Origin of the sequence: Streptomyces sp. URMC 126, from assembly GCF_051386555.1 — a bacterium.
In the GTDB taxonomy this organism is placed as follows: Bacteria; Actinomycetota; Actinomycetes; order Streptomycetales; family Streptomycetaceae; genus Streptomyces.
Genome location: NZ_JBPQTX010000267.1, coordinates 1 through 9,802 on the forward strand (window position 1 = coordinate 1; position 9,802 = coordinate 9,802).

Below are 9,802 nucleotides of genomic sequence, written 5' to 3' on the forward strand. Positions count from 1 at the left end.
GGTCGGCGGTGGGGGTGGGCGCGGGGGTGCTCCGCTTCTCCGCGGCCTTCGCCGGACCGGAGGCCGCGCCGCCGCCCGCGTCCTTCCCGCCGTCCGGCCCGGACGAGCATCCGGAGAGCAGGAGGGCGACGGCGCAGAGCGGGGCGAGGGCGAGGCGGGCGCGGGTTCGGCCTATTGCAGACGGGGTCACGGAAACGATTCTTGTTCATTCGTTCGAGTGATCGCCTCGCGAAGGGGCCTCGCACCCGCTTCCGGACGGGCGGTGTCCGAGAATGGGAGCGTGCCCGCTCCGAACACCCAGACCACCGCCGACGGCCCCACCGCCGTCGACGCCTTCGCCGCCCTCCTTACCGACGAGGGCCGCCGACTCCTGGAGGAGCTGCGCGACCACGATCCGGCCCGGGAGCTGGCCGTCGCCACGCGGCTGCGCCGCGAGCACCCCGCGGAGCTGGTCTCCGCCGCCCTCGGCCAGGCGCGGCTGCGTCAGCGGGCGGTGGCGAAGTTCGGTACCGAGGACGCGTTCCGCATGTACTTCACGCCGAACGGCGTGGAGCAGTCCACCCGCGCCTCCGTGGCCGTCCACCGGGCCCGCCGCTTCGCGGCCCTCGGCGTCCGCCGCCTGGCCGACCTGTGCTGCGGTATCGGCGGCGACGCCATCGCCCTGGCCCGGGCCGGCATCTCCGTCCTCGCCGTCGACCGCGACCCGCTGACCTGCGCGGTGGCCCGGGCCAACGCGGCCGCCCTGGGCCTGTCGGAGCTGATCGAGGTGCGCTGCGCGGACGTGGCCGAGGTCGACGTCTCCGGATACGACGCGGTCTTCGTCGACCCGGCGCGACGCGGCGCATCGAGAGGGGCAGCGCGCAGCGCCTCCGGCAGGGGTGGTGGCCGGGCGACGGGTGGGCGGATCTTCGACCCGGAGGCCTACTCCCCGCCCCTGTCCTGGGCGGTCGAGACGGCCCGTACGGCTCCGCACGCCGCCCTGAAGATCGCCCCCGGCGTCCCGCACGAGGCGGTCCCCGAGGAGGCCGAGGCGGAGTGGATCTCGGACGGCGGCGACGTGAAGGAGGCCGTCCTGTGGTTCGGCACCGACCCGGGCGCCCGTCGCGCGACCCTCCTGCCGGCCGGCGCCACCCTGACCGGCACCGGCCTCCCCGACCCCGCCGTCCGCCCGGTCGGCCGCTACCTCTACGAGCCGGACGGCGCGGTCATCCGCGCCCACCTCGTCGCGGAGGTCGCGGAGGAGGTGTCGGGCGGCCTGATCGACGAGACGATCGCGTACATCACCTCGGACGAGCTCCGCCCGACCCCGTACGCGTCCGCGTACGAGATCACCGACGTCCTCCCCTTCAACCTCAAGAAGCTCAAGGCCCTCGTGCGGGAGCGCCGCATCGGCGTGGCCGTCATCAAGAAGCGCGGCTCGGCGGTGGAGCCGGAGGAACTCCGCAAGAAGCTCAAGCTCGAAGGGACGAACTCGTGCGTGATCATCCTGACACGAGTGGCGGGCGCACCGACGATGCTGCTGGGGCAGCCGGCACGGGCGTGACCCGGGCGGACCGTGACGGGCACCGGCCTCGCCCCCTCGACAGCTCCGGGGCGCCCGGACTTCCCGCGTACGACGCCTCGGCGATCCGCAAGACGAGGTGGGGTTCCGTCAGGGAAGCGGACGACGGAACCTGGGAGACCGTGTGGACGATGTCGGTGTCGGCCCCGCCCGCGCGGGAGCCCGTCCTCATCCTGTGTGACACGGCGGCGGGATTCCGGGCGGCTCTCGACCTCACCGACCCCCGGGAGGCCCGCCTCCGGGTGACCACGCGAGACCATGCCATGTCCGCGGCCCACTTCCCCCTGACCTATACGGCCTTCCGGCTCGTCGACGACGAGGTCGGGCGGATCGGGGAGATCCAGGGCCTGCCGAGGGACTGGTACGCGCCCTTCCGGGGCCGGTCCTGACATGGACGGGCCGGATCGTGGGCGGGAGCCGGCCGTGCTCCAGGTTCAGTTCGCCGGGGACATGCGGGGCGACGAGGCGGTCTGCGTCGTCCGGTGCGTCGGCGGCGAGGTCCGGCCGGGGGAGCGCCTCCGGGCCGAGGGCGGTGGCGGTGGGGAGCGGACCCTCGTGGTCCGGTGGATCGAGCGCTACGGCCACCCCGTGGGGGTGCTCGTTCCGCCGCACAGCGCGCGGGTCGGCCTGACGTCCGACGGGCGGCCGGTGGGTCTGCCGGAGGGCTTGCTGGAGGGCCTGCTGCTCAGGGGCGAGGCGGAGGGAGGCGGTCCGCCCCGCGCATGACACGCTGGGCGACTTGTGGGGCCGACGTGAACTGCCGCAGGATGTCGGCGCGTTGTCCCGGCGGTTCCGACGCCGACGACGGACCGCCCGTCAGGGGAGGCATCAGGTGTACGCCGAAGACCGCTCGCCTTACCGGTACCTGCCCGACACCGTGCCGGACGGCGTCACCGCGCTCGCAATCGGCTGGCTTGACCCGGCCCACGCGTTCCCTCGGGGAGCGGCTCCCAGGGGGTTCGCCGAAGCCTTGGGCGAGCTGTGTCTGCGAGCCGCGCACGCGCGGACGCGCGGCCGGCACTCCTGCCCGTTCCCCCATGGCGCACCGGGGAGCGGCTCCCCGGGGACGGTGGGGCCCGAGGGCCGGACGGCGCCGCTCGGCGGCGCGGAGGTGAGAGTGGTGGCGGCCGACGGCACCTGGCTCATCGCTCCCGATCTCGTCCTCCATTACGTGACGGACCACGGTTACCTGCCCCCGGACGACTTCGTCGAGGCGGTGCTCGGTGGAAGGGACGCACCGCACGGCCCGCGGCCCGGGGTGCCGGTTGGCTGAATATCCGGACCTGTCGCCCTTCGAGGACGCGGAGAGCCCGCTTCCCCTGCGGAACGTCGGCTGGCTGGGCCCGGAGCGAGGGCTGCAACGGGCCCCTTCGCAGCCGTCCCCGGCCCTGCTCGACGCCCTGCGCGAGGAAGTCCGCAAGGTGCGGAGCATGACTTTGGGCCTGCACGTGTGCGAGTTCTGCGCGGGGAAGGAACCGGCGGCCGGGAGCGGTGAGATCCACGTCTACGCGCGCGACGGGCTGACGTACGCGGCGCCCTCACTCCTGTTGCACTACGTCGAGCGGCACCACTACGCCCCGCCGGAGGAGTTCGTCCGCGCGCTGACGGACACGGAGCTGCTTCCCTGGGACGAACGCGCGCGGTTTCTGTACGACACCCTTGTGGACACGGAGGCCGACCCCGCCTGGCGCGTCAACGCCCTACTGGATCTGCCGAGGTGGGACGACGAACGGGCCGCACGGGCCGTCGAGACCGCGGCCCGCGAGGAGGAGCTGACGTTCGTGGCCGACCACGAACTGGCCCTCGCGCTGGCCGGCCTCTGGACGGGCACGCGGCCCTTCGACGCGGAGCTGTTCCGGCTGGTCGGCCGTGGTGTCCAGGACGGGGTACGGAACGAGTACCGCAGGAAGGGGATCCCTTTCCCTTTGCCCTGAGATCACGAGGGACCAATAAGGGGCGGGAAGGAAAGGGACCCCGGAGCGACTACGCGTCGTACAGGTTCTGCTTGCTCAGCTCGTGGACGTGGTCGTGGCTGTGCCCATGGCCGTGCGAGTGGCCGTGGTCGTGCGAGTGGCCGTGGTCGTGGGGTTCCTTCTGCGTGCCCGGCACGTGGGGTTCCGTGACCGGGAGGGAGGAGTCCGCCGGGAGGTCCCAGGACGAGGCCGAGCGGCCTCGGGCGACCATTTCGGCGCCGAGGGCCGCGACCATGGCGCCGTTGTCCGTGCAGAGCTTGGGGCGGGGGACGCGGAGGGTGATCCCGGCGTCCTCGCAGCGGCGCTCGGCCATGGCGCGGAGGCGGGTGTTGGCGGCGACGCCGCCGCCGATCATGAGGTGGTCGACGCCGTGGTCCTTGCAGGCGCGGACGGCCTTGCGGGTGAGGACGTCCACCACGGCCTCCTGGAAGGAGGCGGCGACATCGGCGACCGGCACCGTCTCGCCAGCGGCACGCTTCGCTTCGATCCAGCGGGCGACGGCGGTCTTGAGGCCGGAGAAGGAGAAGTCGTAGATCGGGTCGCGGGGGCCGGTGAGGCCGCGGGGGAAGCGGATGGCCTCGGGGTCGCCCTCACGGGCGTAGCGGTCGATGACCGGGCCGCCCGGGAAGCCCAGGTTGAGCACGCGGGCGACCTTGTCGAACGCCTCGCCCGCCGCGTCGTCGATGGTCGAGCCGAGGGGGCGGACGTCGGAGGTGATGTCCGGGGCGAGGAGCAGCGAGGAGTGGCCGCCGCTGACCAGGAGGGCCATGGTCGGCTCGGGCAGGGCGCCGTGCTCCAGCTGGTCGACGCAGATGTGCGACGCGAGGTGGTTGACGCCGTAGAGCGGCTTGCCGAGGGCGTAGGCGTACGCCTTGGCCGCCGAGACGCCGACGAGGAGGGCGCCCGCGAGGCCCGGACCGGCGGTGACGGCGATGCCGTCGAGGTCCTTGGCGGTGACGCCGGCTTCCTTGAGCGCCCGCTGGATGGTGGGGACCATCGCCTCCAGGTGGGCGCGGGACGCCACCTCGGGGACGACGCCGCCGAAGCGGGCGTGCTCGTCGACGCTGGAGGCGACCGCGTCGGCGAGCAGGGTGTGGCCGCGGACGATCCCGACGCCCGTCTCGTCGCACGAGGTCTCGATGCCGAGGACGAGTGGTTCGTCAGTCAGTGGAGCCATGGGTCATTCCCTCTTGCACTGCGTTGATGTCCGCGGCACCGGCACCGGGGCCGCCGTCGGGTTCGGTGGGCAGGCGCATCACGAGCGCGTCGACGTTGCCCGGTTGGTAGTAGCCGCGCCGGATGCCGACGGGCTCGAAGCCGAAGCGCTCGTACAGGCGCTGGGCGCGGGTGTTGTCCACCCGCACCTCCAGCAGCACCTCGCGGCACTCGAAGGCGGTGGCGGCGGCGAGCAGCTCGCGGAGCAGCCGGGAGCCGAGGCCGGTGCTCCAGTGGTCGGTGGCGACGGCGATGGTCTGCACGTCGCCCGTGCCGTCGACGGCGGCGAGGCCCGCGTAGCCGACGACGCGGCGGCCGGCGTCCTCGGCGACGACGTAACGGCGGTTGGCGTTCGCGCCGCGCGCGTGCGCCAGCTCGGACCAGAACAGCCCCTTGGACCAGGCGTCGTGCGGGAACAGCGCGCGTTCCAGCTCCAGCACGGCCGGGATGTCCCACCAGCGCATCTCCCGGACGCGCACGGTCTCCGCCCCCGGTTCCGAGGGGCCCGCCGACGGGCTCGCTGAAGGACTCACCGCGGTGTGACCACCTTGTAGTTGGCCGGCACCTGCGCGTCCGGGCGGCGCAGGTACAGCGGCTGGACGGGCAGGAATCCGGCGTCCGGCCCCTGCGAACGCAACTTCTCCGCGGCAAGCGCCGCCAGCGCCGCCGCCGACTGGTGCTGCGGGAGGTCGGCCCGGACGTCCGTGAAGGCGTCGGCGTACAGGACGGCGCCCGCGCCGACGGCCGTCAGCCCGGCCAGCGGCTCGGCCAGCTCGGCGGGGCGGTCGACGGCGGGCTCGGTGACGCGGGTCCGGGCGTCGGCGTAGCGCGCCCAGTAGACCTCCTTGCGGCGCGCGTCCGTGGCCACCACGAACTCGCCGGTCAGGCCGGCGGCACCGGCCGCGTAGGCGATGCCGTCCAGCGTGCACAACCCGTGCACCGGCACGTCGAGCGCGGCGCCGAAGGTCAGGGCCGTGACGATGCCGACGCGCAGGCCGGTGTACGGGCCGGGGCCGACGCCGGCCACAACGCCGGTGAGCTCGTCCAGCGTGCGTCCGGCCTCGGCGAGCACCCGGTCCACGGCCGGCAGCAGGAGCTCGCCGTGCCGGCGGGCGTCCACCTGGTGGGACTCGGCGACGACGGAGTCACCGTCGTGGAGGGCTACGGTGACGGCGGGCGTGGCGGTATCAAGAGCGAGCAGCAGCACAATGACAAGCCTACGGCGCGCCATGGGGCCGCCGGTGCCCGCGTGGGCCCGGTTCAGGGGTATCCCAGGGGCGCCCCGGAGGCGCCTCGGGGGCGCGGCGGTGGTGCGCCCGGGTGCTACGGTCGGGGCGGATGACCGTACGCCGCATGGTCGTACGGGGGACGAAAGGGTGCGCAGGGTGGCACGCAGCAGCTCCGGGATCTTCGTGACCGGGCTCACCGCGGCGGCACTGGCCGTGGTGGGTTACCTCGCCTACGAGGCGTCGGCCGCGCCCCACCGCGTCCACCGTTCGTCCGCCGCCGCCTCCGCGACGCCCGGCGACGCCAAGGGCTCCGGCAAGGACGGCAAGGGCAAGGGTTCCGGCACGCACAAGGACGCGCCGCCCGCCGTCCCGAGCGGCTCCGGCACGGGCAAGCGGGTCGTCTACTCGGTGGGCCAGAAGCGGGTGTGGCTGGTGAACGCCGACGGCAAGGACGCCCGCTCCTTCGAGGTCACGCCCAGCACGGTGAACCCGCAGCCGGGGACGTACTCGGTGATCTCGCGGGACCTCAACGGCCCGGGGTCGGACGGCGTGCGCCTCGAACACATCGTCCGGTTCTTCATCGACGCGAAGGGCGTCGTCTTCGGCTTCAGCGCCGCCGTGGACGGTTCCCCGCCGCAGCCGGACCCGACGAAGAAGACGGGCGGCATCCGCCAGAAGCCGGCGGACGGGCTGGCCCTGTGGGAGTTCGCGCCCACGGGCAGCAAGGTGGTCGTGGTTCCGTAGCGGGACGCGCCGCGAGAGGCTCGCGAGGGCCGCGGGCGGGCCCGCGTCGGGCGCCTCGCCTCAGTGCCTGCTTCTGACCCCTGTATCAGCAGGTCAAGGCCCGTCGGTCCGAAACGGGAACTTTGGGAAAGCGTTCGGGCAACGGTCACGGTGACCGTTGCCCGAACGGAAGGTACTGCCGCAGAGGTGGCGCTGACGGTCGTCAGTGCCACCGGGTGGCCGTGAGCTTGATCGACCTCAAGCCGGCCCAGGCGCCGCCCGCGACCAGGTCACCGAGCCCTCACCTTCCGGGGTTCGGAAAACAGGCGCTCAGCGGCGGTGACGGCACTCCGGGCGTCTCGGCCTCTCAGGCCCCTCGGCAGCCTCAGCCGTTGACCCACGCCTCGACGCGCGTGTTCTTCTTGCCCTTGAGGATGAGGTTGAAGGACTGACCGCCCTTGGCGGCCACCGTCGCGTAGTGCTTCTTGCCGTTGCACTGGTGCTTCTTGGTGTTCGAGCCGCCGCCCGAGACCTTGACCGTCAGGCTGGCCTCGCCACCGCCCCAGCAGGTGAAGACGCCGCGGGCCATGTTGGCGCCGTGGGGCACCAGGGACTGGCCGGAGACCCACTTCTTGCCGTGGGTCTTGAGGTAGTCGCCGGAGATGTCGGCGTTCCACAGGTTCCGCCAGCGCTCCTGGACCTGCGCCTGGGCGACGGTGTCGTCCTGCGCCGGCGCGGCGATGGCGGCCGGTGCGGCCAGGGCGAGACCTCCGCCCAGCATGGCGGTCGCTGCGGTCACGGCGATGCTCCTGCGTACGTTCATGTGCGTACTCCCCGTTCTTGTCGGTGGTGCGGTGACGCGGGGTGGACCGCGTCACCGCCCGGCTTGCGGAAGTGACTCTGATGCGCCACATCCGCGCCTGCCAATGGATCTCGGGGGATTGGGTCATCGTGGGACGCCCCACGCCCTGACCTGCGGAAACGTGGCGGTCTCCGAGATGCTCATGGGACGGTGGGACGAGTCCGTCCTGGCCGGAAAGTCACGCTCAACACCGCCCCGCACGGGAACCGCCGCGCCCGCGCCGTCATGGCGTGTTCGACAGAGAAGGCTCGGAGCCTGCTTCTGAACCTCACCGCCGCCCACTACGAACTGCGCATGACTGATGCCTCGGTGTACATCGTGATCCACCCCGACGGCCGCGCCGGGTGGGGCGACCGCATGGCCGTAGCCGAGAAAACGATGGGCCCGTACGGCGTCGGCCGCGGCCGGCTCACTGACGCCTCACCGGGCCTGCGAGTCGTCATGTCGGACTGCGCGCTGCTGATGCCGGGGGAGTTCCCGGAGAACCCGTTCGCGGTGGCAGCGCCGGCCCATGTCGCCGGCCTCGGCCCCGAGGGTGGCCAGGCGACGGTGCGGCCCGGTCGCGTAGTTCGCCTTCGACGTTCGCCTTCTGACGGGCGCAAGGAGGGGGTGGCACCCGCCCGTTCACCACCGCTGAGCGGGCCGTCGTCGCCGAGGCCCTGGACGTCGCCGGGCGCACGACCGTTGGCTGAGGCATTCCTAGACGTTCCGTTCGGTGATCGACCGAACGGCGCTCAACCTCGCATAACGGGCGCGAGTTGGCTGACCTGCGGCTTCGAGGCTCAGAAGCAGGCTCTCAGGCCGCAGCCCGGCGGTCCGGGCCGTCCGGCTCGCCCTCGCCGTCCGCGTCCGCCGCGGACTCGGACGCCGGCGCCCGCGGCGGTGTGGAGACCGCGTCGGCGGCGGCACAGGCGGCCAGGAGGTCGCGCACCGAGGGCGTCCGCTCCTCGGCCCCGTTCTCCGCGCGGGGCGTACCGGCCGTACGCGCACCATGATCCACGGCTGCTGGGGGCTCTTGGGCCGACATGAACGCCTCCTTGGGCAGCCGGTCAAGGTCAGGCATGCCTAACCATGTCTCTTCCCCCATGTCACCACGCCCGGCGGCAACATCGCAACATCTTCCCGACACCTTGTCGGTTACTTCTCGCGGGACGGCTTTGACGCGTCGGGGACGCGCGTGGGGCCGCCCGGCCGCGCAGGGGTACGACCGGGCGGCGAAACCGGGCGGCGTGAGCAGGAGTGAGGACGGGTGGCGTGACGGAGCGAGGCCCGGTCAGCCCGCCGTGAGCGGGGTGAGGTCGGCCCCCGCCCAGCGCTCGCCCACGCCGCTCACCGTCACCGTACGGACGTCGTCGGCGGCCTCGTCGTCACTCGGCGCGGGCGCCTCCGCGCCCACCGCGCGTTCGATGACGACGCGCAGCCGGTCCTCCGACAGGTCCTCGACCTTGCCGTCGCCCCACTCCACGACCGTCACCGACTCCGGCAGCGAGACGTCGAGGTCCAGGTCCTCCATCTCGTCGAGCCCGCCGGACAGCCGGTAGGCGTCGACGTGGACGAGGGCGGGTCCGCCGGTCAGCGACGGATGGACGCGGGCGATCACGAAGGTCGGGGAGGTGACGGCCCCACGGACCCCCAGCCCTTCCCCGAGCCCGCGCGTCAGCGTCGTCTTGCCCGCGCCCAGCTCTCCCGAGAGCAGCACCAGATCACCGGCGCGCAGCAGCCCGGCGAGTCTGCGGCCCAGCTCCCGCATGTCCTCGGACGTCCGAACGGTGAGCTGCGCGGCGGCCGTGCGGGGGGCGCCGGAGGCGCCGGGGACGGACACGGCGGAGGAGTCGAGCGGGGCGTTCATACCGCCCGATGGTACGGGGGCCGGCCCCCAGGACGGGAAGAGACGGCACGGCCGCCCGCTCGGCGGGGCGGGTGGAGGGCCTGGTCGCGCCGCGCTCCGGGGGGGGGCGGCTAGGTGGCGGTCGGCCGGACGCGACCGGTCGGCGCGGACAGCACGGTTCGGTCTGACATGGCGCAGTGCGGCACAACATGCTGCGGTGCAGCAGCCGCGACCCGGTTGTCTCCAGTGGCGCAGCAGGCGCGGCGGGGGCGCCGTGGGAGCGGCCCCGGCCCGTCGCCCGGGTCGCGGGACCACGGAGAACCGCCCCGCGGCCCCGCGGGGAAAGCGCCCCTCACCCGTCGCAGTCGCCTCTCACCCCTCCCCCCGAGCCCCCGCCGCGTCGCGGCGGAC

The 9,802-nt window shown here is 73.4% G+C and carries 12 protein-coding genes and 1 pseudogene; 6 read left to right on the forward strand and 7 right to left on the reverse strand.

The window, feature by feature from the left end:
* Positions 1 to 190 (reverse strand): annotated as a pseudogene (locus tag ACSNOK_RS25745) (polysaccharide deacetylase family protein); the annotation flags it as partial.
* Positions 191 to 280: 90 nt separating this feature from the next.
* Between ACSNOK_RS25745 and ACSNOK_RS25750 the strand changes: the two are divergent.
* From ACSNOK_RS25750 to ACSNOK_RS25770, 5 genes are all read left to right on the forward strand, one after another.
* On the forward strand, positions 281 to 1,543 hold the full coding sequence (locus tag ACSNOK_RS25750) for a THUMP-like domain-containing protein (protein WP_436783154.1): 1,263 nt from the start codon (positions 281 to 283) through the stop codon (positions 1,541 to 1,543).
* 149 nt (positions 1,544 to 1,692) lie between these two features.
* Positions 1,693 to 1,950 carry a hypothetical protein gene (locus tag ACSNOK_RS25755; protein WP_436783155.1) on the forward strand — a complete coding sequence of 86 codons (258 nt, stop codon included), beginning with the start codon at positions 1,693 to 1,695 and terminating at the stop codon, positions 1,948 to 1,950.
* A 34-nt stretch (positions 1,951 to 1,984) separates the two neighbouring features.
* Positions 1,985 to 2,287: a hypothetical protein gene (locus tag ACSNOK_RS25760; RefSeq protein ID WP_436783156.1), complete on the forward strand. Its 303-nt coding sequence runs from the start codon at positions 1,985 to 1,987 to the stop codon at positions 2,285 to 2,287.
* Positions 2,288 to 2,393: 106 nt separating this feature from the next.
* Complete coding sequence (locus ACSNOK_RS25765; protein WP_436783157.1) at positions 2,394 to 2,834, forward strand: hypothetical protein; 441 nt, start codon at positions 2,394 to 2,396, stop codon at positions 2,832 to 2,834.
* On the forward strand, positions 2,827 to 3,495 hold the full coding sequence (locus ACSNOK_RS25770) for a hypothetical protein (protein WP_436783158.1): 669 nt from the start codon (positions 2,827 to 2,829) through the stop codon (positions 3,493 to 3,495). Before ACSNOK_RS25765 ends, ACSNOK_RS25770 begins: the two co-directional genes overlap by 8 nt.
* Positions 3,496 to 3,544: 49 nt before the next feature.
* Here ACSNOK_RS25770 and tsaD read toward each other — a convergent pair whose 3' ends face one another.
* The 3 genes from tsaD to tsaB form a co-directional block, all read right to left on the reverse strand.
* A complete protein-coding gene (gene tsaD, locus ACSNOK_RS25775) occupies positions 3,545 to 4,711 on the reverse strand; it encodes a tRNA (adenosine(37)-N6)-threonylcarbamoyltransferase complex transferase subunit TsaD (protein ID WP_436783159.1) in 1,167 nt (388 codons plus the stop codon).
* Positions 4,695 to 5,213: a ribosomal protein S18-alanine N-acetyltransferase gene (gene rimI, locus ACSNOK_RS25780; protein ID WP_436783165.1), complete on the reverse strand. Its 519-nt coding sequence runs from the start codon at positions 5,211 to 5,213 to the stop codon at positions 4,695 to 4,697. The genes tsaD and rimI overlap by 17 nt, the downstream gene beginning before the upstream one ends.
* A 65-nt stretch (positions 5,214 to 5,278) precedes the next feature.
* Positions 5,279 to 5,956, reverse strand: a complete 678-nt coding sequence (tsaB, locus tag ACSNOK_RS25785) for a tRNA (adenosine(37)-N6)-threonylcarbamoyltransferase complex dimerization subunit type 1 TsaB (protein ID WP_436783160.1) — start codon at positions 5,954 to 5,956, stop codon at positions 5,279 to 5,281.
* 178 nt (positions 5,957 to 6,134) lie between these two features.
* Between tsaB and ACSNOK_RS25790 the strand changes: the two genes are divergently transcribed.
* On the forward strand, positions 6,135 to 6,722 hold the full coding sequence (locus ACSNOK_RS25790) for a hypothetical protein (RefSeq protein ID WP_436783161.1): 588 nt from the start codon (positions 6,135 to 6,137) through the stop codon (positions 6,720 to 6,722).
* 364 nt (positions 6,723 to 7,086) lie between these two features.
* On the opposite strand, the gene ACSNOK_RS25795 is transcribed toward ACSNOK_RS25790, so the two are convergent.
* The 3 genes from ACSNOK_RS25795 to tsaE form a co-directional block, all read right to left on the reverse strand.
* Entirely contained in the window at positions 7,087 to 7,500 is a 414-nt protein-coding gene (locus ACSNOK_RS25795; RefSeq protein WP_436783162.1) for a hypothetical protein, read from the reverse strand.
* A gap of 859 nt (positions 7,501 to 8,359) precedes the next feature.
* A complete protein-coding gene (locus ACSNOK_RS25800) occupies positions 8,360 to 8,626 on the reverse strand; it encodes a hypothetical protein (RefSeq protein WP_436783163.1) in 267 nt (88 codons plus the stop codon).
* Positions 8,627 to 8,836: 210 nt separating this feature from the next.
* Complete coding sequence (tsaE, locus tag ACSNOK_RS25805; RefSeq protein ID WP_436783164.1) at positions 8,837 to 9,412, reverse strand: tRNA (adenosine(37)-N6)-threonylcarbamoyltransferase complex ATPase subunit type 1 TsaE; 576 nt, start codon at positions 9,410 to 9,412, stop codon at positions 8,837 to 8,839.
* Positions 9,413 to 9,802: the final 390 nt, after the last annotated feature.